The sequence below is a fragment of the uncultured Marinobacter sp. genome, assembly GCF_947259545.1.
Classification (GTDB): Bacteria; Pseudomonadota; Gammaproteobacteria; order Pseudomonadales; family Oleiphilaceae; genus Marinobacter.
Window position 1 is genome coordinate 1157278 of record NZ_CAMYMK010000002.1, and the last position, 25634, is coordinate 1182911.

General features: G+C 56.9%; 23 protein-coding genes. 19 read left to right on the top strand and 4 right to left on the bottom strand.

The window, feature by feature from the left end; all coding sequences use genetic code 11:
• Positions 1 to 277: 277 nt before the first annotated feature.
• Genes rluC through Q0Y21_RS05465 form a run of 3 tightly spaced genes read left to right on the top strand, consistent with a single transcriptional unit; the run spans position 278 to position 3119 of the window.
• A complete protein-coding gene (gene rluC, locus Q0Y21_RS05455; RefSeq protein ID WP_297792321.1) occupies positions 278 to 1366 on the top strand; it encodes a 23S rRNA pseudouridine(955/2504/2580) synthase RluC in 1089 nt (362 codons plus the stop codon).
• 45 nt (positions 1367 to 1411) lie between these two features.
• Positions 1412 to 2059, top strand: a complete 648-nt coding sequence (locus Q0Y21_RS05460; RefSeq protein ID WP_297792323.1) for an HAD-IA family hydrolase — start codon at positions 1412 to 1414, stop codon at positions 2057 to 2059.
• A gap of 28 nt (positions 2060 to 2087) precedes the next feature.
• Positions 2088 to 3119 (top strand): S49 family peptidase, encoded by a 1032-nt coding sequence (locus Q0Y21_RS05465; RefSeq protein ID WP_297792325.1) that lies wholly within the window; start codon positions 2088 to 2090, stop codon positions 3117 to 3119.
• 9 nt (positions 3120 to 3128) lie between these two features.
• Here Q0Y21_RS05465 and Q0Y21_RS05470 read toward each other — a convergent pair whose 3' ends face one another.
• Positions 3129 to 3722 carry a nucleoside triphosphate pyrophosphatase gene (locus tag Q0Y21_RS05470; protein WP_297792327.1) on the bottom strand — a complete coding sequence of 198 codons (594 nt, stop codon included), beginning with the start codon at positions 3720 to 3722 and terminating at the stop codon, positions 3129 to 3131.
• Positions 3723 to 3851: 129 nt separating this feature from the next.
• On the opposite strand from Q0Y21_RS05470, the gene Q0Y21_RS05475 reads away from it, so the two are divergent.
• The 13 genes from Q0Y21_RS05475 (at position 3852) to putP (ending at position 17828) form a co-directional block, all read left to right on the top strand.
• Positions 3852 to 4406 carry a YceD family protein gene (locus Q0Y21_RS05475; protein ID WP_297792329.1) on the top strand — a complete coding sequence of 185 codons (555 nt, stop codon included), beginning with the start codon at positions 3852 to 3854 and terminating at the stop codon, positions 4404 to 4406.
• Between the two features lie 89 nt (positions 4407 to 4495).
• A complete protein-coding gene (rpmF, locus tag Q0Y21_RS05480) occupies positions 4496 to 4675 on the top strand; it encodes a 50S ribosomal protein L32 (protein WP_297792331.1) in 180 nt (59 codons plus the stop codon).
• A 43-nt stretch (positions 4676 to 4718) separates the two neighbouring features.
• A complete protein-coding gene (gene plsX / locus Q0Y21_RS05485) occupies positions 4719 to 5720 on the top strand; it encodes a phosphate acyltransferase PlsX (RefSeq protein WP_297792512.1) in 1002 nt (333 codons plus the stop codon).
• Between the two features lie 121 nt (positions 5721 to 5841).
• Entirely contained in the window at positions 5842 to 6780 is a 939-nt protein-coding gene (gene fabD / locus Q0Y21_RS05490) for an ACP S-malonyltransferase (RefSeq protein ID WP_297792333.1), read from the top strand.
• An 80-nt stretch (positions 6781 to 6860) separates the two neighbouring features.
• Positions 6861 to 7604: a 3-oxoacyl-ACP reductase FabG gene (gene fabG / locus Q0Y21_RS05495; protein ID WP_297792335.1), complete on the top strand. Its 744-nt coding sequence runs from the start codon at positions 6861 to 6863 to the stop codon at positions 7602 to 7604.
• Between the two features lie 132 nt (positions 7605 to 7736).
• A complete protein-coding gene (gene acpP, locus Q0Y21_RS05500) occupies positions 7737 to 7970 on the top strand; it encodes an acyl carrier protein (RefSeq protein WP_012136033.1) in 234 nt (77 codons plus the stop codon).
• A gap of 121 nt (positions 7971 to 8091) precedes the next feature.
• Entirely contained in the window at positions 8092 to 9339 is a 1248-nt protein-coding gene (fabF, locus tag Q0Y21_RS05505) for a beta-ketoacyl-ACP synthase II (RefSeq protein WP_297792340.1), read from the top strand.
• Between the two features lie 15 nt (positions 9340 to 9354).
• On the top strand, positions 9355 to 10167 hold the full coding sequence (gene pabC, locus Q0Y21_RS05510) for an aminodeoxychorismate lyase (RefSeq protein ID WP_366517649.1): 813 nt from the start codon (positions 9355 to 9357) through the stop codon (positions 10165 to 10167).
• A gap of 1 nt (position 10168) precedes the next feature.
• A complete protein-coding gene (gene mltG / locus Q0Y21_RS05515; protein ID WP_297792344.1) occupies positions 10169 to 11224 on the top strand; it encodes an endolytic transglycosylase MltG in 1056 nt (351 codons plus the stop codon).
• Positions 11221 to 11856 (top strand): dTMP kinase, encoded by a 636-nt coding sequence (gene tmk / locus Q0Y21_RS05520; protein ID WP_297792346.1) that lies wholly within the window; start codon positions 11221 to 11223, stop codon positions 11854 to 11856. The genes mltG and tmk overlap by 4 nt, the downstream gene beginning before the upstream one ends.
• Positions 11857 to 11963: 107 nt before the next feature.
• Positions 11964 to 12743, top strand: coding sequence for an AraC family transcriptional regulator (locus Q0Y21_RS05525; protein ID WP_297792348.1), 780 nt, complete (start codon positions 11964 to 11966; stop codon positions 12741 to 12743).
• A gap of 201 nt (positions 12744 to 12944) precedes the next feature.
• Entirely contained in the window at positions 12945 to 16124 is a 3180-nt protein-coding gene (putA, locus tag Q0Y21_RS05530) for a bifunctional proline dehydrogenase/L-glutamate gamma-semialdehyde dehydrogenase PutA (protein ID WP_297792350.1), read from the top strand.
• A 213-nt stretch (positions 16125 to 16337) separates the two neighbouring features.
• Positions 16338 to 17828 carry a sodium/proline symporter PutP gene (putP, locus tag Q0Y21_RS05535; protein ID WP_297792352.1) on the top strand — a complete coding sequence of 497 codons (1491 nt, stop codon included), beginning with the start codon at positions 16338 to 16340 and terminating at the stop codon, positions 17826 to 17828.
• Between the two features lie 126 nt (positions 17829 to 17954).
• On the opposite strand, the gene acnB is transcribed toward putP, so the two are convergent.
• A complete protein-coding gene (gene acnB, locus Q0Y21_RS05540; RefSeq protein WP_297792514.1) occupies positions 17955 to 20549 on the bottom strand; it encodes a bifunctional aconitate hydratase 2/2-methylisocitrate dehydratase in 2595 nt (864 codons plus the stop codon).
• Positions 20550 to 20743: 194 nt separating this feature from the next.
• Here acnB and Q0Y21_RS05545 point away from each other — a divergent pair, with 194 nt between their 5' ends.
• Positions 20744 to 21352 carry a tRNA-(ms[2]io[6]A)-hydroxylase gene (locus Q0Y21_RS05545; RefSeq protein WP_297792353.1) on the top strand — a complete coding sequence of 203 codons (609 nt, stop codon included), beginning with the start codon at positions 20744 to 20746 and terminating at the stop codon, positions 21350 to 21352.
• A 7-nt stretch (positions 21353 to 21359) separates the two neighbouring features.
• On the opposite strand, the gene Q0Y21_RS05550 is transcribed toward Q0Y21_RS05545, so the two are convergent.
• Positions 21360 to 22241 carry a LysR family transcriptional regulator gene (locus Q0Y21_RS05550; protein WP_297792355.1) on the bottom strand — a complete coding sequence of 294 codons (882 nt, stop codon included), beginning with the start codon at positions 22239 to 22241 and terminating at the stop codon, positions 21360 to 21362.
• 143 nt (positions 22242 to 22384) lie between these two features.
• On the opposite strand from Q0Y21_RS05550, the gene Q0Y21_RS05555 reads away from it, so the two are divergent.
• Both Q0Y21_RS05555 and Q0Y21_RS05560 read left to right on the top strand, forming a co-directional pair.
• Entirely contained in the window at positions 22385 to 23155 is a 771-nt protein-coding gene (locus Q0Y21_RS05555; protein ID WP_297792357.1) for a ferredoxin--NADP reductase, read from the top strand.
• Positions 23156 to 23298: 143 nt separating this feature from the next.
• On the top strand, positions 23299 to 24375 hold the full coding sequence (locus Q0Y21_RS05560; protein WP_297792359.1) for a hypothetical protein: 1077 nt from the start codon (positions 23299 to 23301) through the stop codon (positions 24373 to 24375).
• Here the strand turns inward: Q0Y21_RS05560 and Q0Y21_RS05565 are convergent.
• Positions 24351 to 25457, bottom strand: a complete 1107-nt coding sequence (locus Q0Y21_RS05565) for a class I SAM-dependent methyltransferase (RefSeq protein ID WP_297792361.1) — start codon at positions 25455 to 25457, stop codon at positions 24351 to 24353. The two genes, Q0Y21_RS05560 and Q0Y21_RS05565, sit on opposite strands and share 25 nt — an antisense overlap.
• Positions 25458 to 25634: the final 177 nt, after the last annotated feature.

Genomic DNA, 25634 nt, shown 5'->3' on the forward strand with positions numbered 1-25634 from the left:
TCGCCCGACGGTTTTCCGTACGGTTGTTTCCACTCTCCCGGGATCCGGTCAGGGGCCTTCATGTGGCTTGCCGTGATGGCCGGGGAGCATTTTAATCGCCGTACCCGGTAATGATTGGGCTTACGGCGTTCAAACTCTTAAATAGTGTCGGTATACTTCTGCCGCTCCGGCTTCTGACTCATTGGGTCAGGCCGTAGACAAACGGCAAAGCACGCCGGAATATAACAGTATTCTTTCGGGCCTTCAATCCCGCATTTGCATCACCGATAAGGTATTCATGTCCAAAGCTCCCAGAAACAGGCAGGCACAGCGTTCCGGTCCCCGGCGGGAGAAGCCTGCCCGCCATCAGAAGCCGAGAACGGGAAGTCGGGCACAGCAGGCGTCTGCGCCGGCAGAGGTCAAATCCGGCGAGGTTCGCGAGGGTGTCCGTCGGGTCGCCGTGGATGAGGATAATGAAGGTCAGCGATTGGATAACTTTCTGTTGGCGCAACTCCGGGGTGTTCCCAAGAGCATCATCTACCGCGTTATTCGCAAGGGCGAAGTCAGGGTTAACAAGGGCAGGGTAAGGCCGGATACCCGACTCAAGGCCGGCGATGAGGTGCGTATTCCGCCAGTGACGCGGAAGGAAAAGCCCGAGCAGGTGGCGCCGGGTTCTCGGGTGCAGGGTGTGATGGAGAGTGCCATTGTGTTCGAGAATGAGCACATGCTGGTGGTCAACAAGCCTGCCGGCATTGCCGTGCATGGAGGGAGTGGCCTGAGTTTCGGGCTGATCGAAGTGCTTCGTTCCGCCCGTCCGGAGGCTCGTTTCCTTGAGTTGGTGCATCGGCTGGATCGGGATACCTCGGGGCTGGTCATGGTGGCCAAAAAGCGATCCGCGTTGCGTTACCTGCAGGATGAGCTGCGCCAAAAGCGCATACGCAAGCATTATCACGCCCTCGTGGCTGGCGACTGGCCGGATGAGTTAAGGCGGGTGGAGCAGCCTCTGTTGCGTTATGAGATGCCCAATGGCGAGCGCCGGGTCAGGGTGGATGACGCGGGCAAGGCGTCGCTGACCACCTTCAGGTGTCTCTCGGCATTTGCTGGTTACAGTCTGGTTGAAGCCTCGCCAGTGACCGGTCGAACCCACCAGATTCGCGTGCATGCGTTGTGGGCGGGGCATCCAATTGCCGGGGATGATAAGTATATGGATGATGTCAGCCTGAAAGCGTTTCGTGCGGCCGGTGGGCAGAGGCTGATGCTGCACGCCCGCGCGCTGGAGTTTTCCCTGCCCGTGAGCGGTGAGGCGGTGCGGCTGGAGGCAGCTTATGACGATGCGTTTCAGCAGTTTCTCGACAGGCTGGCGTTACGTCGCAATTCAAACCGGTAATGCCGGCCTTTAGAGCCGGTTTATCGGGAGATCAGGAACAGGTTTATGGACGTTAAAGTCGTAATTTTTGACTGGGATGGCACTCTGGTGGATTCCGTGGAGCATATTGCGGACAGCCTGCATCAGGCGGCCACCGACTTGGGCTATCCGGCGCTTGAGCGTGAGGCTTACCGGGATATCATCGGACTGGGTATGGTGGAGGCGTTGGATAAGCTCTACCCCGGTATCACTCGTGAAGAAATGAGTGCGATCCGCGAAGGTTACGCCCGGTACTTTTTTTCCAAGGTGACCACGCCCCAGAATGTGTTTGAGGGTATGGCGGATGTGGTAACCGATATTCGTCTGGGTGGACGAGGGTGCTCGGTGGCGACCGGGAAAAGCCGTCGGGGGCTGGATGGCGCGCTGGAGTCCAGTGGCCTGGGACCTCACTTTGATATTACCCGGTGTGCTGACGAGACCCGTTCCAAGCCGGATCCGGCCATGTTGAAGGAAATCATTACGTTCTACGGTATTGAGCCTTCGGAGGCGGTGATGATCGGCGATACCCGCTACGATCTGGAAATGGCGCAGCGCATCGGAATGCCGTCTATCGGGGTGGAGTGGGGTGTCCACAAGCGGGATGTTCTCGGGCAGTATAAGCCCCGTGCCGTTGTCGATTCCGTGCAGGAATTACGGGAAGTGCTGGGTTTGTGAGCAGTATCAGTAACTAAGGAATCTGTGTATGAGTGATTGGGATTCAGATAACAAACCCGAATGGGGTGATGCTCCCGCGGAGAATCAGTCGCCAAAGGCGGGTAAGAAGCCGAGCCTGCCACCTGAAAGTGGTCGCGACTGGAAGCTGATTGAAAAGCTGGTGCTTTCCCTTCAGTCCGAACAGCGAAAAAGTCGCCGCTGGGGGATCTTTTTCAAGCTGTTGACGTTCTCCTATCTGATTGCATTGCTGTTTATTATCAAGTTCCCGTTGGGTGGCAGTCTGGATGCGGCTACCGGGTCACATACAGCCCTGATTGAAATCAACGGAATGATTGCCGCTGACGAGCTTGCCAGCGCGGATAATATTGTCAGTTCCCTGCGTGAAGCCTTCGAGGCGGATAATTCCGTTGCAGTTGTGTTGCGTATTAACAGTGGGGGTGGCAGTCCGGTCCAGTCCGGGTATGTCTACGATGAGATTCAGCGTCTTCGTGGCGAGTATCCGGACAAGAAAGTGTATGCCGTCATTTCCGACATTGGTGCCTCGGGTGCCTACTACATTGCCGCGGCTGCGGATGAAATATATGCCGACAAGGCCAGTCTGGTAGGTTCTATCGGTGTTGTGGCCGGTGGCTTCGGATTTACCGAAATGATGGATAAGGTCGGGGTTGACCGTCGCCTTTATACCGCAGGTGAGAATAAAGCCTTTCTGGATCCGTTCTCTCCGGAAAATGAAGAAGAGGTCGCTTTCTGGCAGGGTGTGCTGGAAACCACCCACAGTCAGTTTATTGAGAAGGTTCGTGAGGGGCGCGGTGAGCGTTTGTCGGACGACGAACGCCTGTTTTCCGGTCTGGTCTGGAGTGGCGAGCAGGCCCTGGAGCTGGGGTTGGTTGATGGTCTCGGCAGTGCCTCCCATGTAGCCCGTCAGGTTATTGGTGAGGAGGAGCTGGTCGACTACAGTCGTCGCAAGTCCCCACTGCAGAATATCGTTGACCAGTTCGGAGTGTCTGTCGGTAGTGCCCTGGCCAATCGCATGATGGAAGCCCGTTTCGAGCTCCGGTAACAGGTTTGGTTAGAGCAGTAGCGGGTTCAGTCCCCATGCTCTCAGCATGTCAGTCAGGGCAATCAGTGGCAGGCCGACCAGGCTGTTCGGGTCCCGGCCTTCCAGGGATTCGAACAGCGCTATGCCCAGCCCTTCCATCTTGAAGCTGCCGGCACAGTCATAAGGCTGCTCCCGGTGCAGGTAGTGTTCGATCTCTGTTGTTTCCAGGTGGCGGAATTGCACCTGAAATCGCTCGCAATGGGTCAGGGTTGCGCCTGTGTCAGTGTCTATCAGAGCAAGGCCTGTCAGGAAGGTCACCCGCTGGCCACTGCATCTGGTGAGCTGGCGGACGGCCTCTTCGTGGTTGCCTGGTTTGTTGAGGATGCTGCCGTCGGGTAGGCAGGCAACCTGGTCCGAGCCGATAATCCAGTGTCCGGGGTAGTCGGATGTCAGTGCCCGGGCCTTTTGTTCGGCCAGCCTGACTGCCAGTTCTTCCGCGGTTTCGCCGGGCTGGGTGGATTCGTCGATATCCGGGCTTGCGCTGATAAACGGCAGGCCCAGTCGCTGAAGCAGCTCCTTGCGGTAGGGGGAGGATGAGGCGAGCAGTAATGATTGCGACTTCATGAAGTAGCCTGTTTTGTTCCTGTCCTGTCGGGAATTGTCGTAGAATACACCTATTCATACCGGAACCGCTGTGTAAAAGGCAATGAAGTCTTTGACAGCGGCCGGTCGGGCCCCTAAAATTGCGCGCCTATGTCAAAAGCGTCAAACGCCGAGTTGCCCAGATCTGTCGATCCCTATCGGTTGGCGGAACAGAACACTGTGTTGGAGGGAGAGATTCCTCTGAGTGGATTGTCACGTTTCCGTGAAGCGATTCAGGGTTTTGAGGAGGGCGCGGTGTGTCGGGTTCGTCTGTCATTCAGCATGGACAGTCAGCGTCGTCGCATCGTATCGGGTGAGTTACAGGCTCCGGTCGATCTGGAATGTCAGCGCTGCATGAATGCCATGCACCAGGCACTGGATTCAGAATTTACACTGGGGCTCGTTACCAGTGATGAACAGGCGCAGCAGTTACCGAAGGAGCTCGAGCCGTTCCTGACGGATGAATTCAGCGCGGACCTCTGGTCCATGTGTGAAGACGAACTGCTGTTGGTGCTGCCACCATTCCCGCTTCACGACCGGAACGACTGTCCGGCCCGGGAAGATCTGGAAGCATACGAGCCTGATGGTGAGCCGGCCAGGCCGGAGAAACCGTCGGGTGAGAACCCGTTCAGTGTGCTGGCGGATCTCAAGACGAAGAAGCATTAACCGGGCGCGGTGTCCTGCGGGAAGCCGGCGCGATTTTAACGAACATACGTTACTGTTTTAGTTCACGTTAACAGGTCAGGAGCATAATCATGGCTGTACAGCAAAACCGAAAGACCCGCTCAAAGCGTGGCATGCGCCGTTCACACGACGCCCTGAGCGCTACAACTCTGTCCACTGACACCACTACCGGCGAAGTTCATCGTCGTCACCACGTGTCTCCGGACGGTTTTTACCGTGGTAAGCAGGTAATCGAAGCGCGCGACGAGTAATTCGTTGCAGTCAGGCCGCAATCCAGTGCCGGATGCAAAACGGGTGACTGATGTCACCGTTGCGATCGATGCCATGAGCGGTGATCGCGGAGCAGAAGTCGTTGTCTCCGCGGCACTGGAAGCGGTGCGCGAAAATGAAGCCTTGAGTCTTGTTCTGGTAGGTATCCGGAGCGAGCTTGAGGCTTTTTTGGATCCTGGGCACTCCCGAATTCGCATCGTCGAAGCGGCGGATGTGGTTCGGATGAACGAGCGTCCGTCCCATGCGCTCAGGCACAAGCGCAATTCCTCCATGGCGGTCGCCCTTGGTCTGGTGCGCGACGGCGAGGCACAGGGTTGTGTCAGTGCGGGTAATACCGGCGCACTGATGGCGTTCGGTCGGTCCATTATTCGTATGTACCCGGGTATTGAACGCCCGGCGATTTCCAAGCTTATTCCCTCCCTGCGCGGTCGGTGCCATGTGCTCGACCTGGGCGCCAATGTCGATTCCACCGCTGAAAATCTCTACCAGTACGCCCTTATGGGTTCGCTGATGGCATCCGCTATTTGTGCCCAGCCGGAGCCCCGGGTTGCACTGCTTAATGTGGGTGAGGAAGAGATCAAGGGTAATGAGCAGGTGCGTCTTGCCTCTCACATGCTGGCCCAGTGCGATACCATCAATTATATAGGGTATGTGGAAGGCAGTGATCTGTTTCGTGATGTGGCCGATGTCGTGGTTTGCGACGGGTTTGTCGGCAATATTGCACTCAAAACCGGAGAAGGCGTGGCAGGCCTGCTGATCGAGTTGATGGAGCAGACCTTTACCCGCACCCTCTATGGGCGATTTGTGGGTTTGCTGGCGCGCCCCATTATCGGTCGATTGCTGCGGTTGATGGACCCCTCCCGTCATAATGGCGCCAGCCTGCTGGGGCTGCAGGGCGTGGTGATCAAAAGTCATGGTAACGCCAATGAGCGCGCCATGCTCTCGGCCATTCGTCAGGCGGTCAAGGAGGTTGAGCTGGAGGTGCCCCAGCGTATTAATGAGCGCCTTGATGATTTGATGATTTGATGATTTGACCTGCCTGAGACTAATGTCTGCCCCCCGGAACCGGTACATTGGTCCGATCATGCCTTAAATTGTACTATTGGCTAATCTCCCGCAACCCTCCAATGACGGTAAGATTCCAATTATGAAATCAGCCTTTATTTTTCCCGGACAAGGGGCGCAGTCGGTAGGCATGCTGGCGACAGCTGCTGAGCACTGGCCCATTATCGAACAGACCTTCTCCGAAGCGTCTCAACATCTCGGCTATGATCTGTGGCAGCTTTGTCAGAAAGGCCCCGCAGAAGAGCTCAACCAGACCACGGTAACCCAGCCTGCGCTGCTGACGGCAAGTATTGCCTTGTGGCGGCAGTGGTTTGTTGCTGGCGGTAAACGGCCCAGTTTTATGGCCGGGCACAGCCTGGGTGAATACAGTGCGTTGGTGGCGGCGGAAAGCCTGGACTTTCTGGATGCCGTCGAGCTGGTACGACTGCGTGGCGAGCTGATGCAGAATGCGGTCCCGGCCGGTGAGGGCAAAATGGCGGCTATTCTCGGGCTCGAGGATGCCGACGTGGTTGCCGCCTGCGAGGAAGCGGCCAATGGCGATGTGGTATCCGCTGTTAATTTCAATGCGCCCGGCCAGGTGGTTATTGCCGGTTCTGCTGCGGCAGTGGAGCGCGCGATCGAAGCCTGCAAGGCGAAAGGGGCGCGCAAGGCCATGCCATTGCCGGTGAGTGTGCCCTCTCACTGTGCGCTGATGAAAGGCGCCGCTGAGGAGCTGGCCACCGCGCTGGATGAAGTCAGCTTTAATGATGCTGTCATCCCCGTTATACAGAATGTTAACGCCTCGGCGGAGACCGATTCCGATACACTGAAGGCCAATCTGGTCAAACAGCTGTATTCGCCGGTGCTCTGGACCGACTCAGTGCGTGCCCTGGTTGCCAGTGACGTGCAGGTTGCCGTTGAGTGTGGGGCAGGCAAGGTTCTGGCGGGGCTGATCAAGCGCATCGACCGCAATTTGTCAGTGAATGGAATTGAAGAGCCGGAAGCGCTCGCGAAAGCAATGGACGCATTCGGGCAGTCTTGAACCATCCTGAAAAGTCCTGAGCCATCTTGGATAGTCCTGAACAAACAGCCTGGAGCTGTTCTGGATAAAGGGAGTGATACATGTCTCTGGAAGGCAAAACCGCACTGGTTACCGGTGCAACCCGCGGTATTGGGAAAGCCGTTGCGAGGGCGTTGGCAGAGCAGGGTGCTGAAGTTGTTGGCACCGCTACCACTGCCGATGGTGCCGAATCCATTTCTGCCGCATTGAAAGAGGCAGGTCTGAAGGGCTACGGCATCGTGATGAACGTGGCGGACCCCGAAAGTATCGAGGCAGGCCTCAAGGCGATGACGGAGAAATCCGGCGCCCCGGTGATTCTGGTCAACAACGCTGGTATCACCCGTGATAACCTCTTGATGCGCCTGAAAGATGATGACTGGACGTCGGTGCTCGAAACCAACCTGTCCAGCGTGTACCGTACCAGCAAGGCGGTGCTTCGGGGCATGGCAAAAGCCCGCTGGGGTCGGATCATCAATATCAGTTCCGTGGTCGCCGCTATGGGTAACCCTGGGCAGGGTAATTACTGCGCTGCCAAAGCCGGTGTCGAGGGCTTTACCCGAAGCCTGGCCAAGGAAATGTCGAATCGTGGTATCACGGCTAACTGCGTGGCGCCCGGATTTATCGACACGGATATGACCCGAAAACTGGACGACAAGCAACGTGAGGCTATGCTGGAAGTCATACCCGCTGGTCGTCTGGGTGAACCGGAGGAGGTGGCGGCGGTTGTTGCCTTCCTGGCGTCGGAATCGGCTGCTTACGTAACGGGTGAGACCATTCACGTAAACGGCGGCATGTACATGGGATAAGCCCTTTCCAGGGCTTGTGCGCAACTCCTTGTCGCACAACATGTTTAACAGAATCCCTGCTTGTTTGCAGGTAGGGTTTAAACTAAACTGGCAGCACTTAAGTTGCTTGGTTGACACAAAAGTGAGGACATTATGAGTACAGTTGAAGAGCGCGTGAAGAAGATCGTTTGTGAACAATTGGGCGTTAAAGAGTCCGAGGTTCAGAACTCATCTTCTTTTGTAGAGGATCTTGGCGCTGACTCACTGGACACCGTTGAGCTGGTTATGGCTTTGGAAGAGGAATTTGAAACCGAGATTCCTGATGAAGAGGCCGAGAAGCTGGCAAGTGTTCAGGACGCGATCGACTACATTGTCGCGCACACCTGATACTCTGCACGTTTTTTAAGCCAGGCCAGAAGCCGTCCTAGTGTAAAATCTAAGGACGGCTTTTTTATTGGCTGAAATTCGGATTTCGGTTTCACACGGTTCAATTCAGGTGAAAGGGGTTATGACTAAACGACGTGTTGTGATTACAGGCATGGGCATGCTGTCGCCACTGGGTAACAGTGTCGAGTCCTCGTGGGAAGGAATCCAGGCGGGGCGGAGCGGAATAGGGACGATCGAGCGCTTTGATGCTTCCGGCTACAACACCCGGATAGGCGGTGCCATCAAAGATCTGGACATCGAACCCTACCTGTCCGCCAAGGACGCCCGCAAGCTGGATGCTTTTATCCATTATGGCTTGATTGCCGCACAGCAGGCTGTTGAGGCGAGTGGCCTGGAAGATTACACCGATCTTGATAGCGAGCGCGTTGGTGTCGCCATCGGCTCTGGTATCGGTGGCCTGGAGTTTATCGAGAAAAGTGTGCTGGCTATGGATAAGTCCGGTCCGCGTAAGGTGTCTCCGTTTTTTGTGCCAGCCTCGGTTATCAATATGATTTCCGGGAATGTGGCAATCCGTTTTGGCTATCGTGGTCCCAATATTGCCATTACCACGGCCTGCACAACTGGTACCCACAACATCGGCTACGCCGCACGGACGATTGCCTACGGTGACGCCGATGTGATGCTGGCGGGTGGCTCTGAGATGGCCACCACCCGCACCGGTGTGGCGGCATTCTCGGCTGCCCGCGCACTGTCCACCCGCAACGACGAGCCGGAAAGGGCGAGCCGCCCCTGGGACAAGGAGCGGGACGGTTTTGTACTGAGTGACGGTGCCGGGGTGCTGGTATTGGAGGATCTGGAGCATGCCCAGCGCCGTGGTGCCACCATTTACGGTGAGGTTATCGGGTTTGGCATGAGCGATGATGCCCACCACATCACTGCTCCCCCGGAGTCCGGTGAAGGGGCGGCGCGTTCCATGAAGAACGCCATTCGGGATGCGGGTATTGAACCGTCCGAGATTGGTTATATCAATGCCCATGGTACCTCGACCCAGGTGGGGGACGTGGCTGAGGTGGCTGCGGTGAAAGGTGTTTTTGCCGATCACGCCAGTAATCTCGCCATGAGCAGTACCAAGTCCATGACGGGCCATTTGCTGGGGGCTGCCGGTGCGGTCGAGGCCATTTTCTCTGTTTTGGCGATTCGCGATGGGGTGTTGCCACCCACAATTAATCTGGACAATCCTGACGAAGGCTGTGATCTGGATTTCGTTGCCAACCAGAGCCGGAAAGCGGATGTTCGCGTTGCCCTGTCCAACTCCTTCGGTTTTGGTGGCACCAACGGCACGTTGATTTTCCGCCGTTACGAGGGCTGATCCGGATTGTTGAACGTGATTTGGGCAGACAGTAGCGGTGTTTCGGCGACCGACCGTGGTCTGTCCTACGGCGACGGACTGTTTGAAACCATTCGTATGGAAGGGTGCGGGGCGGTCCTGCTGTCCCGGCATCTCCAGCGAATGGTGACGGACGCGGCGGTGCTGGGTATAGCTGTCACCGAACCGGCATTACGTGACGCCGTGCGTGATGCTGTCGGGGCGCACGCTGAGGCCTTTGGTTCCGGGGGCTGGGTACTCAAGCTCGTACTTACCCGTGGAAGCGGTGGGCGTGGATACCGGCCTGCGGACGAGAGCGTGCCGAGTCTGATTGTGTCCGCCAGTGCCATGCCACCGCTCCCCGCGCCTCAAGGAGTTGCAGCAGGTCTTTCAGGCTTCCCGCTGACGGTTAACCCACGCCTCGCTGGTATCAAGACGCTCAACCGCCTGGAGCAGGTGATGGCGAGTCGTGAGTTGACCGATGAGCTTTATGAGGTGGTGATGTGTGACTCCGAAGGCCAATTGGTGGAGGGCACACGCACCAACGTGTTGATGAAAGCCCGTGATCATTGGATCACACCGCCCCGCGAACAGCTGGCGGTTGCGGGAATCATGCGTGGCTATGTAATGGATTGCCTGGAAAGCCAGGGCGAAAAAGTTGAATATTCGACAATCTCCCCGTCGATGCTCAAAAGATCTGACTGTCAGGGCCTCTACCTGATGAACAGCGTGATTGGTATAGTGCCGGTTCGCAGATTTGACGGACTGGATTTGCCTGTAAATGACGCTCTTGCGACAATCTTCAACCCTCTTGATTTAGTGGAATCCTAGTTTGATCCGGAAGTTACTGATAGCCGTTATTTGTGTCCTGATCCTGGCCGGTTCTGGTGGTGCGCTTTGGGTATGGCAGGGCATGAAAACCCTGGATATTCCGGTGGCCCTGGAAGAGCCTGTTCTGTTCAATGTGCCCTTGGGCACAGGATTTGGTCAGGTTGCACGGAAGCTGGAAGCCGAAGGGTTTCTGGCGGATTCGTTGTGGATGCGACTTCATGGCCGACTTAATCCGGAAGTGATCCAGGTGAAAGCCGGGGAGTATGAAATCACCTCTGGCATGAGCCCCCGGCAGATCCTTTCGAAAATGGTGGCTGGTGAGACCAAGCAGTGGTCGATTCAGTTCATAGAAGGCTGGACGTTCCAGGACATGCGGCAGGCTCTGGCGAGCAGCGAGCATCTCACCAGGGAAACCACCGACTGGAGTGACGACGCCATCATGAAGGCAGTCGGGGCCGAAGGCGAGTATCCCGAGGGACGGTTTTTCCCCGATACTTACGCCTTTACCCGTGGTGAGACAGATCTGGATTTGCTGCGCCGGTCTTTTGAGCGTATGGAGCAGGTTTTGGCCGAGGAGTGGGAGAGCCGCGCGGAAGACTTGCCGTACGATTCTCCCTATGAAGCCCTGATTATGGCATCCATCGTAGAAAGGGAGACGGGAGCCCCTGCTGAGCGTGGCGAGGTAGCCGGTGTCTTTGTGCGACGGTTGCAAAAGGGCATGCGGCTACAGACGGATCCGACGGTGATCTATGGCATGGGTGACCGCTATGCAGGCCGAATTACCCGCAAGGATCTGCTGCGCCATACACCCTACAATACCTACCGAATTGACGGCCTGCCGCCCACACCTATTGCCCTGCCAGGCAGGGAAGCTATTCATGCGGCACTGAACCCAAAAGAGGGCGATGCCCTCTACTTTGTTGCCCGAGGGGACGGCACTCACAAGTTTTCCAGGACACTGAGCGAACACCAGAAGGCTGTCAGGGAATTTCAGCTCAATCGCCGTTCGGACTACCGGTCATCCCCGGCTCCCGCAGTTAACGAGGATGCCCCATGACACAGCGTGGCCGGTTCATTACCTTTGAAGGTACCGAGGGGGTGGGTAAGTCCACCCAGTTGCGGACCGCGGCGGATACGCTGGCGGCGCTCGGTGTGGAGTTCATTGTCACCCGGGAGCCCGGTGGTACACCGATGGCAGAAGCCATTCGGGAGTTGTTGCTGGCGCCACGGGACGAGCCGGTTAACGACATCACGGAACTCCTGCTGATGTTTGCAGCCCGTGCCCAACACCTGCACACCCGTATTCTGCCGGAACTGAAGGCAGGGCGGTGGGTGCTGTGTGACCGCTTTACCGATGCCACGTTCGCCTATCAGGGCGGTGGTCGTGGTGTGCCGGCCGAACGCATTGCGTTACTGGAAGATCTGGTTCAGGGGAATGTCCGACCGGATCAGGTGATCCTGCTGGATGCGCCGGTCGAAACCGGAATGACCCGTGCCCGTCATCGCGGAGACCTGGATCGATTTGAGCAGGAAGCCCTGGCCTTTTTTGAGCGCATCCGCGCTACCTATCTCCAGCGTGCCTCGGCAGATCCGGAGCGCTATCAGATCGTGGATGCCGCCAGACCACTGGAGGTGGTCACTGAGGATGTGGAAAGTCGTATCTCCGCGATGGTGGCAAACGCATCCTGATGGCTCCGCTGCCGGTATAATGTCGACGTTTCGGTCAATTTCGTGCAAGTTTTTAGCTGATCTGCTTTAATTGAGTTACATTCTCAAGAGAAGTCCGGAAACCGGGTATGTTAAACGCACGCTTGTTGAAGCTCCCAATAGCGTCACACCAGCACCGCCATGAGCATCATCAGATCGTCGTGGGTGTGAGGGGAGAGGCAGACCTGAGCGTGGACGGCACCGGTTCCCACCTTGATACGTGGCGTGCCTGCCTGGTGCCCACGGAAGCCCGTCACGACTATTGTGGTGATAATCAGAACCATGTTCTGGTCATCAATCTTGATCCCTACATGCCAGCCATAAACACCCCCGCTCACGCAGAATACGAGCGGCTGGCTCCCCTGTTTGAACGACCAAGAACCCTGGACATGGATAATACACTGCAGGGGCTGGTGCAGTTCGCCGCAGGTGAGTTTGACCGGGCACCGGAAAACGACAGCCTCAAGCAGCACCTGGCGGCAAGTATCCTGCATTGCATGGCGGAGCGCCTGAACGATGGGCGGCCAGTACAGGCCAATCGTCATACCATCCGGCCGGACACCATTCGCCGGTATATCATGGAAAATCTGCATCGCAAGATCACGGTCACCGATCTGGCGGGCGTGGCCTGCCTGAGTGTCAGCCGGTTCCATGAAATGTTCCGGGAAGTCACCGGCATTACCCCTCATCAGTTTCTGTTGCAGACTCGCCTCGATCAGGCGGCACAACTTCTCCTTTCCACCGGGCTATCAGTGTCGGAAGTCAGTTACCGGACCGGGTTTTCGTCCCAGGCTGCCCTTACCAATGCCCTGAGAAAATATAAGGGCACGACTCCTACCAAGTTACGATTCGGTGAAAAAGTCGCCTGATTTCACAAAAAGTCAGCAGATTCGGACTAATTTATAAAAGAATCGTAGGATTTTGTAAGCCTGAGATCCGTACTAATACTAACTTACAGGTTCAGTTGACTATCGTCAGGACGCTGCCGGGACCAGGTGCCTGTTTCCTGACCTGAAAGCATCATGTTGGATACTGGAGCACAGTTCCCGGTGTCTGTAAGGGGTATGCCAATGTTCAGTGCAAGCAAGGTTCTTGAGCCGGCATTCCAGGAGCAGTCGCGATCCTGTTTCTGGGAGAGCATTACCGGAAACTACGCGGTTGATGAAACCCGCTACCTGAACGAACTGATTCCTCTGGCCCAGAGCGATGCGGCTGAACAGCGCGCTGTTAACGAAATGGCCACCACGCTCATAAAGAAAGTGCGTGAGCAGGATGATGCCGTCCACATGGTGGATGCATTGCTTCAGGAGTACAGCCTGGATACTGAGGAGGGCATCCTGCTGATGTGCCTGGCCGAAGCCCTGATGCGAATCCCGGACAAGTACACTGCGGATGCCCTGATTGAGGACAAGATGTCGGTGGCAGACTGGCAGAAACATGTGGGGAGTAGTGAATCCACACTGGTCAACGCCTCGACCTGGGGGCTGCTGCTCACCGGTCACGTGGTCAAGATGGATAAGCGCCTTGATGGGTCTCCGTCCAGTATCTGGAAGCGGCTGGTCAAGCGCAGCGGCGAGCCTGTCATCCGCAGTGCCATGTACCGCGCCATGGCGATCATGGGCAAGCAATTTGTGCTGGGGCGGGATATCGACGAAGCCCTGAGGAACGCCCGTGAATACCGTGACATGGGCTATACCTATTCCTTCGACATGCTCGGCGAAGCGGCCTTGACCAGGGACGATGCCGAGCGCTATCTGCAGGATTACCTGCGTGCCATTGAGTCTGTAGGCAACGATACCTACCCTGGCGGCCGCGTGCCGGCGCCGTCCATTTCCATCAAGCTGTCGGCTCTGCATCCACGGTACGAAGTGGCCCAGGAAGAACGGGTTCTCAAGGAGCTGGCCGAGACCGTTGGTGGGCTATTGAGGCTGGCGCGGGAAAAGGGCGTGTCCATCACCATCGATGCTGAGGAAATGGACCGTCTTGAGCTTTCCCTTAAGCTTTTTGAGAAAGTTTACAGGTCACGGATCACTCAGGGCTGGGGTGGGTTTGGTCTGGTTGTTCAGGCCTATTCCAAGCGTGCATTGCCTGTGCTGTGTTGGCTGACCAGGCTGGCAAAAGAGCAGGGCGACGAGATTCCGATTCGTCTGGTCAAGGGTGCCTATTGGGATACCGAGATTAAAATTTGCCAACAGCTTGGCCTCGACAGTTATCCGGTGTTTACTCGTAAGGAAGCGACGGACACCTCCTATCTGGCGTGCTTGCGCTACCTGTTGAGCGACTACACCGACGGCGCCCTTTATCCCCAGTTGGCCAGCCACAATGCCCATACCGTGGCTTCGGTGCTGGCGATGGCTAAGAATAAAGACCGGAAGATCGAATTCCAGCGCCTCCATGGCATGGGGGATGCGCTTTACAGCAGCATTCTTCAGGAGCACGACATTCCGGTTCGTATCTACGCCCCGGTCGGTGCCCATAAGGACCTTCTGCCCTACCTGGTACGTCGCTTACTGGAAAATGGTGCCAACTCCTCATTCGTACATCGCCTGGTGGATGCAGCCACGCCAATCGAGGCTCTGGTGCAGGATCCGGTCCAGGAGTTGCAGAAATACGATTCCCTGCCCAACGACCGCATTCCCCTGCCGAAAGACATCTACGGCGGGGAGCGCAGGAATTCAAAAGGCCTTAACCCCCACATTGCCGCCCATCTGGAGCCGCTGGTAAATCATATGGCCGAGTGGCGTAACGCCAGATGGGACGCCGGTCCGGTTATTAACGGTACCCGCCGCAGGGATGGAGAGCGATATGAGGTTCGCTCGCCATACGATCAGAGCCAGCCTGTCGGGCATGTGGTGTGGGCCAATGAATCCCAGGCGGCGGAAGCTCTGGATGTCGCCGCAGCCGGCTTCCGGACGTGGAGCGAACGACCGGTAGAGGATCGTGCACGCTGTCTCGAAAAGTATGCCTATCTGATGGAAGCCCACATGGAAGAGCTCATGGCTATTTGTTGCCGTGAAGCGGGCAAAACCATGCAGGATGGCATAGACGAAGTCCGGGAGGCCGTCGACTTCTGTCGCTACTATGCGATTCAGGGGCGTGCCCGATTTGGCAAGGCTGTCGCGCTGCCAGGACCGACCGGCGAGAGCAATGAGCTTTATATGGAAGGGCGGGGGGTATTTCTCTGCATCAGTCCCTGGAACTTCCCCCTGGCTATTTTTACCGGCCAGATCATGGCGGCGCTGGTTGCCGGCAACACGGTGATTGCCAAACCGGCGGAGCAGACCAGCCTGGTGGCCCACCGGGCAATGGAGCTGATGCTGGAAGCTGGATTCCCGCCGGACGTTATTCAACTGTTACCCGGTGATGGCGGAACAATTGGCGGCAAACTGACCCCGGACCCCAGGATTGCCGGCATCGCCTTCACCGGATCTACCCAGGTTGCCCACATTCTCAACCGCACTCTGGCCCTGCGAGAGGGACCTATCGTGCCCCTGATCGCGGAAACAGGCGGCCAGAACGCGATGATTGTGGACAGCAGTGCCTTGCCAGAACAAGTGGTACAGGACGTGCTCCAGTCAGCCTTTGCCAGCGCCGGTCAACGGTGTTCAGCGCTTCGGGTGCTGTATCTGCAACAGGAGGTGGCAGAGCGAATGGAGACGTTACTGGCAGGGGCGATGCGGGAATTGTCTGTTGGTAACCCGGAACTGTACAGCACGGATGTCGGCCCGGTTATTGATGAAGAGGCACAATCCGCTTTGCAACACCATATTCAGGAACTGGAAAGCAGTGCCAGATTCATTGCCAGGGCGCCAGTTCCCCCTGCCGGTCAGGCTGGTTATTTTATTGCCCCTTCGGCCTACGGCATTTCCGGCATCCATGAGCTGAAGACGGAGCATTTTGGTCCTATCCTTCATGTTGTGCGTTACAAAGCCGAGAAGCTCGACCAGGTCATCGATGAGATCAACAGCGCCGGTTACGGACTGACGCTGGGCATTCACAGTCGCAGTGAAGGCACCGCGGCCTATATTGAACAACGGGTAAAAGTGGGCAATTGCTACATCAACCGCAACCAGGTCGGTGCTGTGGTGGGTGTGCAGCCATTCGGCGGGCGTGGCCTTTCCGGCACCGGCCCGAAAGCAGGTGGCCCGCATTACCTGCTGAGGTTCGCCACCGAGCGTACCCGCACCATTAATACCACGGCGGTAGGCGGCAATGCGTCCCTACTGTCCCTTGGAATCGAAAGGGTTTGAAGAGCGCTATGCTCTCAGAGTGGGGCACAATAAAAACCAAACGAAACGGAGGTAAGTATTGAGATTCAGAGGCCGGCGTTAAAGACAGCAGCGCACTATCACGGGATCAGGAAAAAGCAATAAAACAACAAAGGGTGCGACTACCGCAATCAACATGGTAAGCGCACCACCCGGGCGGAACGGGTTCCGTCCCATTTGAACTGGAGGAGTTTCATGGCTATTGGTATTTGGATTAGTCTCTTTCTTTATTTTGCGCTCATGATTGCCATCGGCATTTATGCAATGCGCAGAGCTACGTCGTCATCCGAGGACTACATGCTGGGTGGGCGAGCGCTCAGTCCTAAAGTAGCGGCTCTCTCTGCCGGCGCTTCGGACATGAGTGGTTGGTTGCTTCTGGGGTTGCCCGGGGCGTTGTTTGCATCGGGCCTGGGTTCTGCCTGGATCGGTATCGGTCTGTTGGTGGGTGCGTTCTTTAACTGGACCCTCGTAGCGCCAAGACTTCGTGAGCAGACGGTTCACTACGGCAATGCGATCACGATTCCGTCCTTTCTTGCTAACCGGTTCCCGACCCAGTCGCTGTCTCTACGAACGGTGTCTGCCATCGTTATCGTTATCTTCTTCGCGGTTTACACGGCGTCCGGTCTGGTTGCCGGTGGCAAGCTGTTCGAAAGTGCCTTTGCCGGAATCTTTAATTTTGGTGGCCTGAGCGATTACGCCGTAGGTATCGTCATCACACTGGGTGTGGTATTGGCCTATACCGTCGTTGGCGGGTTCCTGGCGGTGAGCATGACGGATTTTGTGCAGGGTTGCATCATGATGCTGGCTCTGGTGGTCATGCCGGCGGTTGTGCTCTTTGGCGAAGGCGGTGGCGGCTATTCGCAGGCGTCTGAAACTCTGAATTCAGTCGATCCCACACTACTCTCCTGGACAGAGGGGCTGACCATCATAGGCTGGCTGTCTGCGGTCACCTGGGGTCTGGGTTATTTCGGCCAGCCCCACATCATCGTGCGCTTTATGGCGATCCGCACACTGAAAGATGTGCCTATCGCTCGTAATATTGGTATGGGTTGGATGACAATCTCTCTGATTGGTGCCGTCTCTCTGGGTGTGTTCGGCCGGGCATATGCCATCCGCAATGGCCTGGACGTTGAAGATCCGGAAACCATCTTTATCATTCTGGCGAACCTGCTATTCCACCCACTGATTACCGGTTTCCTCTATGCGGCGCTGCTTGCTGCGGTCATGAGCACCATCTCCAGCCAGCTGCTGGTGTCCTCGTCCTCCCTGACGGAAGATTTCTATCGCCTGTTCTTGCGCAAGGAAGCCTCCGACCGTGAGTGTGTCAATGTGGGTCGGGTTTGCGTCGTATTGGTTGGTCTGGTTGCGGCTGTTATTGCGTCTGACCCGGACTCTCAGGTGCTTGCGCTGGTGAGTAACGCCTGGGCAGGCTTTGGCGCGGCCTTTGGCCCGCTGATCATCCTGTCACTGATGTGGCCGCGTACGAATGGCGCTGGTGCCATCGCAGGCATGGTTGCCGGTGCAGCCACCGTTATCTTCTGGATTTCAATGGGCTGGAATGGTGAGTTCATGGGTGGTCCCGGAGTGTACGAAATCATTCCTGGCTTCATCGCTGCCTGGGTTGCCATCATGGTGGTGAGCCTTGCCACTGAAGATGCAGGGGAGTACCAGCACATTGCCCGGTAACCGGAAACACCAGGATACTAGGTGAAATGACAGGGGCTCCTTCGGGAGCCCCTTTTCTGTTGCGCACAAAAAAACGCCAGCCCGTAGGCTGGCGTTTCTATGGAGCTAACCTCTGAAGGTCAGGCGTTAAGCAACGTTGGCTTCCGCCGCCTTCTTGGTGTAGTTCTCCATCTGGTCGAAGTTGAGATACTTGTAGATCTCTTTCGACATGCTGTTCAGGTCCTTGGCGTACTCCATGTACTCCGCCGGGGAGGGGAGTTTGCCCAGTACCGCACCCACGGCTGCCAGTTCCGCAGAGGTCAGGTACACGTTGGCACCATCGCCCAGGCGATTCGGGAAGTTACGGGTGGAGGTAGACAGAACCGTGGACTTGGCAGCCACACGCGCCTGGTTACCCATGCACAGGGAGCAACCCGGCATCTCGGTGCGAACACCGGCGGTGCCGTAGGTGTTGAAGTAGCCTTCTTCCATCAGCTGCTCCTGGTCCATCTTGGTGGGAGGAGACATCCACAGACGGGTCTTCAGGGGCTCTTTGTTCTGCTCAAGCAGCTTGCCGGCAGCGCGGAAGTGACCAATGTTCGTCATGCAGGAACCGATGAACACTTCGTCCACCTTGTCGCCAGCGACTTCGGACAGGAACTTGGCGTCGTCCGGGTCGTTCGGGCAGCATACGATCGGCTCCTTGATATCGGCCAGATCGATTTCCACCACGTGGGCGTACTCGGCGTCTTTGTCTGCACGCATCAGCTTCGGGTTGGCAATCCACTCTTCCATCTGCTGGGCACGACGCTCCAGGGTACGCGGATCGCCGTAACCTTCGGCAATCATCCAGCGCAGCATGGTGATGTTGGAACGCAGGTACTCGGCCACGGACTCTTCAGACAGGTTGATGGTACAACCGGCTGCGGAGCGCTCAGCAGATGCGTCAGACAGCTCGAACGCCTGCTCAACGGTCAGGTGCTCAAGGCCTTCGATTTCCAGGATACGACCGGAGAATTCGTTGATCTTGCCTTTCTTCTCCACGGTCAGCATGCCGTTCTTGATGCCGTACAGCGGAATCGCGTGTACCAGGTCACGCAGGGTGATGCCCGGCTGCATTTCGCCCTTGAAGCGAACCAGAACCGATTCCGGCATATCCAGCGGCATAACGCCGGTAGCGGCAGCAAAGGCCACCAGACCAGAGCCGGCCGGGAAGGAGATGCCCATCGGGAAACGGGTGTGGGAGTCACCACCGGTACCGACGGTGTCCGGCAGCAGCATGCGGTTCAACCAGGAGTGGATGATGCCGTCACCCGGACGCAGGGCAACACCGCCACGGGTCTGGATAAAGTCTGGCATGGTGTGCTGCATCTCTACGTCAACCGGCTTCGGATACGCGGCGGTGTGACAGAAAGATTGCATCACCAGGTCAGCCTGGAAGCCCAGACACGCCAGGTCTTTCAGCTCGTCACGGGTCATCGGACCAGTGGTGTCCTGGGAACCGACGGTAGTCATGTGCGGCTCGCAGTATGTGCCAGGACGAACGCCCTTGCCTTCTTCCAGGCCGCAAGCCTTGCCAACCATCTTCTGGCCCAGGGTGAAGCCCTTGGTACCGGCTTCCGGATCTGTCGGCAGACGGAAGATGTCGGTAGCGCCCAGACCCAGAGCGGCACGCGCCTTGGCAGTCAGGCCACGACCAATGATCAGAGGAATACGACCGCCAGCCTGAACTTCGTCCAGGATCACGTCGGACTTGAAGTTGAACTCGGAGAGGGTTTCGCCGGCTTCGTTCAGAATCTTGCCTTCGTACGGACGGATCTCGATGACGTCGCCCATGTTCAGGTCGTCTACCGGGGCTTCGAATACCAGAGCGCCCGCGTCTTCCATGGTGTTGAAGAAGATCGGGGCAACCTTGTTACCGATACAGACACCGCCGGCACGCTTGTTCGGTACACCCGGGATGTCTTCACCGAAGAACCACAGAACGGAGTTGGTGGCAGATTTACGTGAAGAACCGGTACCTACAACGTCACCTACGAAGGCAACGGGCAGGCCCTTGGCCTTGATTTCGTCGATCTGGCTCATCGGGCCAGTGACGCCGGGCTCTTCCGGCTTCAGGCCATCACGCTCCATTTTGTAAGCAGCGCGGGCGTGCAGCGGGATGTCCGGACGGGACCAGGCATCCGGAGCCGGGGACAGGTCGTCGGTGTTGGTTTCGCCGGTCACCTTGAACACCACCATCTTGGTGCTCTCGGGAACCTTCTTCTTGTTGGTGAACCACTCGGCGTTGGCCCAGGATTCAACCACGGCCTTGGCAACGGCGTTGCCGGCGTCCATCTTTTCCTTGACGTCGTTGAACGCGTCGAACATCAGCAGGGTACGCTTCAGCTGTTCACCGGCCAGTTCGGCCAGGTCGGAATCGTCCAGCAGGTCAACCAGAGTGGCGATGTTGTAGCCACCCTGCATCATGCCCAGCAGCTTGACGGCTTTCTCTTTGTCCAGCAGGGGAGAGCTGGCTTCGCCTTTAACAATGGCAGTCAGGAAAGCGGCTTTTACATAAGCGGCTTCGTCGACACCCGGCGGAATACGGTTTTCCAGAAGATAAACGAGAGTTTCTTCTTCACCGGCAGGAGGATTTTTCAGGAGCTCGACCAGCGCGGCGGTCTGCTCTGCATTCAGAGGCTTTGGGGGAATACCCAGAGCTTCACGTTCTGCAACGTGTTCACGATAGGCTTCTAACACGATATGGACCCTCATCAGTTGGAATGTCCCGCGCTGTCGGCGTCATTGCCCGGCGGAAGTTTTATACGGAAAAGGTTTTAAACTGGCGCTGCATTCTATAGGAAACCCCTTACAAAGTTAAGATGGACAGAGGTCGGAGTGCTCTGTTATGTCGTGTATACTTCCCGGCCCGTTATTCCGACCCGACATTTGCCATGACTGAAGCCCTGCAAGACATTCATGATTTTCTGCCCTGCCGCACCCCCCGGCGCTGGATTGAAAACGCCCTTGCCAATCAGGACCTGATGCTGATTGATCACGCCCATTGCGAGAAAAAAGCGGCGTCAACCGCTTTAAGCCTGATGTATCGCTATGTGGACAATACCGACCTGCTGAACAGGATGTCGCGTCTGGCGCGGGAAGAATTGCGCCATTTCGAGCAGGTGCTGGCCATTATGAACAAGCGGGGAGTGGACTACAGTCACCTGAGCCCGGCCCGGTATGCCGCAGGATTAAGGCAGGAAGTGCGGACCGAAGACCCCGGCCGGCTGGTGGATGTGCTGATTGTCGGCGCCATTATCGAGGCCCGCTCCTGTGAACGCTTTGCCGCACTGGCGCCGCATCTGGACGAGAAGCTGGCCGACTTCTACACCAGCCTGTTGAAGTCGGAAGCCCGCCATTATCAGGATTACCTGACTCTGGCAGAACAGGCCAATGGTGGCCCGGTAGATGATCGGGTGAGTGTGTTTCTGGCCCTTGAGCAAAAACTGATTGAAGAGCCGGACCAGGAGTTCCGGTTTCACAGCGGGCCGGTAATGGACTGATACCCGATTACAGCTGCCGGCACAGTTCCATCCAGGCGTCGATGCCGGCACTGCGGTATTTCTGTTTGTGCAGAATGAAATAGAACTGCCGGTCGAAATGTCGATACTCCGGGACCTTCAATGGCACCAGGCTGCCCCGCTTAAAGGCATCCGCCAGACAGACCTGCGACAGGCAGCCAATACCCAGTCCTGCTTCCACCGCCCGTTTGATGGCTTCGGTGTGTTCCAGTTCCAACAGGATATTCAGATCCGGCAGCAGGCCGTGCATACCCCTTTCAAAACTTTGACGGGTACCTGAACCCGGTTCCCGCATGACCCAGGTGGCGTTACGAAGGTCGTCGTCATCCAGGTTCTTCTTCCTGGCCAGCGGATGGTCAGGGGAGCAGAACACCACCAGCTCGTCCTCCCGCCAGGGAATCACTTCCAGTTCCGGCGACTGTAGTTCCCCTTCTATCAACCCGATATCCAGCTCAAAGTCACTGACCCGCCTGGCAATGGTGCGGGTATTGGCCACCTCCAGGGACACCCTGGGGTGAGTCGGGGTATTCATGTATTGGGCCATCACCCCGACGGCCAGATAGTTACCAATGGTGAGCGTGGCGCCGACCTTCAGGGCGCCGACTTCCGAGTGTTTGCTGAACGCCTGTTCCAGCTCTCCGGCCTGGGCCAGCAGCGCTTCCACTTTCGGTCGATAGAGGCGCCCCAGTTCGTTCAGCTGAAGACGCTTTCCGACACGGTCGAAGAGCTGAATGTCGAACTGGTTCTCCAGCTCTTTCAGCGCGCTGCTGGCCGCCGATTGCGACATGGCAAGAGATTCCGCCGCACGGGTAATGTTCTGGAAATGCGCAGCAGCCAGGAAAACTTCCAGCTGGCGGAAACTGTATTTCATAAGTCTGTCACCATAATCGATTATTCCGAATAAGGTTATGAAAATATCCCATTTTGTCGATAGGTTAGCTGCGGGTTAGAATTTATTCAATTCGGATCTTCAACTTATTGCGTTCGAGCAAACAGAACAGGCGAGAGTTAATCATGAGCAACCTGATCAAAGAGAAAGTCACCAGCGTACGCCACTGGAACGACACCCTGTTCAGCTTCACTACCAGCCGTGATCCCGGGTTTCGTTTCAAGAATGGCCATTTCACCATGATTGGTCTGGAAACCGATGGTAAGCCCCTGATGCGCGCCTACAGTATTGCCAGCGCGAACTATGAGGAAGAGCTGGAGTTTTTCTCCATCAAGGTTCAGGACGGCCCTCTGACGTCGCGCCTGCAGAAAATCCAGGTTGGGGACGAGATTCTGGTCAGCCGCAAGCCGACCGGTACCCTGATCATGGACAACCTGCTGCCGGGCAAGAACCTGTGGCTGATCAGCACCGGTACTGGTCTGGCGCCGTTCATGAGCATCATCAAGGACCCCGAGGTCTATGAAGCCTATGACAAGGTCATCGTGACTCACGGCGTGCGTTATGTCTCTGAACTGGCCTACCAGCAGGAGATCGAAGCGCTGCCGGAAAATGAATTTTTCGGCGAGATGGTGGACGGCAAGCTGCTGTACTATCCCACCGTAACTCGTGAAGACTTCCGCAATCAGGGGCGCCTGACGGATGCAATGGAAAGTGGCAAGATCACCCGCGAACTGGGTCTGCCGGACTTCGATCTGGAGAATGACCGTTTCATGATCTGCGGTAGCCCAAGCATGCTCAAGGATACCTGCAGCATCCTCAACAAAATGGGCTTCAAGGAGGCCCGTGGCGGCGACCTGGGCCACTATGTGATTGAGCGGGCGTTTGTGGAGCAGTAACAGCCCGCCCGCACTGCTGGCAAGGCCGGCCATTTAAAGACCCCGGAGTGAGAGCTTCGGGGTTTTTTGTTGCGTCAGAGTCTTTCGTTGGCCCCAACTTGTGATAAAACAAAGGTTGAACTGGAAGGACCTGAGGTGGGTATTTGAAGAAATTCATGGCGATTCTGGGCGTGGCGTTGTTGTTGGCTGTGCTTGCCAGTTACGCATCCCAACCGGTGCCGATTGAACAGAAGCTTGTATCCATTCAGGCCCAAGAGGTGTTGCCGGACTTCGACCGCCTCGGTAACGAACCCATCGAGGTTCAGGCAGCTATTCTCGATCTTGGGGGCGATCAGCTGCTGCTTCTGAAAGTCCAGGCAGCACTGCTGGCGTATCCTGATTTGGCCCGTACCATTCTGCCCCTCTATGCCTCGGAGCCGGAGTTCCAGGAAGTGTTGCGCACCTATGGTGAGCACGCCTTGCCTCCCATCGACTTTTTCCTGCGTGAACCGGTCCAGTCTATTGAATGGATGAATTCAGCCGCCCGTCAGTATCAGCGGGCAAAGGATTACTTTGCCGAACTACGCGGAAGCTCCGTTGATACACCTGCCAAACCGGAAAAGCATGATGCACTGACGCCTGAGGAACGGGGCTGGTATGCGGTGAATTTCATTCATGATGAGGGGCACGACTTCCTGGGTCAGTTTGTTGTGGACCCGAACGGGGAGACCCAATGGGTTCAGACCGAGCGGGTGACCGAGGGCATTGCCCGGTTCTTTACCAGCGGGATCCGGCAACTGGAGACGAACTACCGAACCGGGGACGATATTTCGGTCAGTGACATTGGTTGGGCTTCCGTGGATGTCCTGGTGTTCGCCAGCGCGGTCAAGGTGGTCCGGGCCGGGCGCACTGTGGCCAGAAGCACGCAGGGCGCCAGGCTTTCAACCCGGTCGGCTGCATTGGCGGCCCGCATAACGGGCAGCGGCCGCCTGGTGCTCAATAGTGCCCGCTACGCAAAATGGCCGGTTATCATTGGCGTGGGTTACCTGGTGGTGCGCCACCCCAGCGTGATCAATGATCTTTTTGCCGGGGTGGCCGATGTGTTGGGTGTCTCACCTCTGGCTATCCAGATCGTTGGCTGGTTGATCATCCTGATCCCTGCCATGTACATCACCAGCTGGTTATTGCGGCCTGCGATCGTCCTGTTTCGGTCGACTCAGGGACGGCATACATACCAGTAATTCTGGAAGTCATGCTCCAGCTCATGCACCTCAATGTTCCGGAAGCCCGCGGCACGAAAGTACTCCAGGGCTTTCTCCTTACCCCACATCGCTCCCAACCCCTCTCCATCCTGGGCCAGGGAAACGGTCATGCAATGCATGCAGGAAATGGTGTAAAGGAGCGGGCCGATCGGGTGGTCCCGGTCACTGTGGTGATGGCTTGACCCTTTGATGTCCTGGGCCAGATAAACACCGTCGTCAGACAGCGCTTTGCGGATACCCCGCAATACAGTAAGCGGGTCCTTCTGATCGTGTACCGCATCAAATGTGGTGATCAGGTCGTAGGGGCCCGGGCGCTCGCTGTGCTCAAGGTCACTGACGTCAAATATCTCGAAGGTTGCGTTCTCGTTCCCGAGTGCCCGGGCCTCCTGGCCAGCGTAACGGATGGCATCCTCGGATATGTCGTAGCCGGTAAACCGACTGTTCGGGAATAACCTGGCCAGCTTGTTTAGCGCCCGCCCCCTGCCACAACCGATGTCGAGGACCTGAATGCCTTTTTTCAGTCGTTCAATAAGGCCAGGCACGAGCGGCAGAATATCCGTTTCCAGGGCAGGAACGACAGACTGGCCGCTGTCCTCCGCCATGACGTCATGGAACCGCTCGAAGCGTTCGTACGGTACGCCGCCTCCACGACGAAAGCAGTGAACAATGTCATTCTCCACGGAGCCAAGCAGCGGGATATACTGGGCGAACACCGCTATGTTGTCAGTCGGTGACTCCCGGCACAGGCTGGCAGCGTGCTCCGGGGGCAGGTAGTAAGTTTCTCTTTCGGGATTATTCTTCACAATGTCGCCGACGGTCATTGCTCCAAGCCATTCTCTGACGTAACGCTCATCCAGGCCTGCCTTTTTGGCAATCTCGGCGCTGCTTGCAGCTGGCATGTCTGCCATAGCGTCGAACAGTCCGGTTCGATGGCCGACTGAGATCATCAGTGCCAACGCACCCGAGTTCAGTGTATCTACCATGCGGTCGCCGAATGCGTCTGCCGCTGCCTGATCTGGTTCAGTGGCGTGATAACTGAGGGTCTCTGCGTTGCCTGTCATAGTGCTATCCTCCTATTAGTGTTCACTGGTTGTTTCCAGCTACAACCAGCATGTGCCAGGAAGCGATCTGTAACCAGAGAGCACGCGGTACGGTTTTTTGATAAGTGTTGAGCCTTTTTAAAACAATGGGATACATTATTCGTGTGGTCCTGTGGGCACTGGCGGTCAGGATCTCCG

Coding starts and splice junctions, on each gene's coding strand:
- putA (WP_297792350.1), top strand. CDS start 12,945: ATGTTCAGTGCAAGCAAGGTTCTTGAGCCGGCATTCCAGGAGCAGTCG.
- putP (WP_297792352.1), top strand. CDS start 16,338: ATGGCTATTGGTATTTGGATTAGTCTCTTTCTTTATTTTGCGCTCATG.
- tmk (WP_297792346.1), top strand. CDS start 11,221: ATGACACAGCGTGGCCGGTTCATTACCTTTGAAGGTACCGAGGGGGTG.
- Q0Y21_RS05465 (WP_297792325.1), top strand. CDS start 2,088: ATGAGTGATTGGGATTCAGATAACAAACCCGAATGGGGTGATGCTCCC.
- Q0Y21_RS05470 (WP_297792327.1), bottom strand. CDS start 3,722: ATGAAGTCGCAATCATTACTGCTCGCCTCATCCTCCCCCTACCGCAAG.
- rpmF (WP_297792331.1), top strand. CDS start 4,496: ATGGCTGTACAGCAAAACCGAAAGACCCGCTCAAAGCGTGGCATGCGC.
- fabG (WP_297792335.1), top strand. CDS start 6,861: ATGTCTCTGGAAGGCAAAACCGCACTGGTTACCGGTGCAACCCGCGGT.
- Q0Y21_RS05545 (WP_297792353.1), top strand. CDS start 20,744: ATGACTGAAGCCCTGCAAGACATTCATGATTTTCTGCCCTGCCGCACC.
- fabD (WP_297792333.1), top strand. CDS start 5,842: ATGAAATCAGCCTTTATTTTTCCCGGACAAGGGGCGCAGTCGGTAGGC.
- Q0Y21_RS05550 (WP_297792355.1), bottom strand. CDS start 22,241: ATGAAATACAGTTTCCGCCAGCTGGAAGTTTTCCTGGCTGCTGCGCAT.
- Q0Y21_RS05565 (WP_297792361.1), bottom strand. CDS start 25,457: ATGACAGGCAACGCAGAGACCCTCAGTTATCACGCCACTGAACCAGAT.
- Q0Y21_RS05555 (WP_297792357.1), top strand. CDS start 22,385: ATGAGCAACCTGATCAAAGAGAAAGTCACCAGCGTACGCCACTGGAAC.
- rluC (WP_297792321.1), top strand. CDS start 278: ATGTCCAAAGCTCCCAGAAACAGGCAGGCACAGCGTTCCGGTCCCCGG.
- Q0Y21_RS05460 (WP_297792323.1), top strand. CDS start 1,412: ATGGACGTTAAAGTCGTAATTTTTGACTGGGATGGCACTCTGGTGGAT.
- acpP (WP_012136033.1), top strand. CDS start 7,737: ATGAGTACAGTTGAAGAGCGCGTGAAGAAGATCGTTTGTGAACAATTG.
- fabF (WP_297792340.1), top strand. CDS start 8,092: ATGACTAAACGACGTGTTGTGATTACAGGCATGGGCATGCTGTCGCCA.
- Q0Y21_RS05525 (WP_297792348.1), top strand. CDS start 11,964: ATGTTAAACGCACGCTTGTTGAAGCTCCCAATAGCGTCACACCAGCAC.
- Q0Y21_RS05475 (WP_297792329.1), top strand. CDS start 3,852: ATGTCAAAAGCGTCAAACGCCGAGTTGCCCAGATCTGTCGATCCCTAT.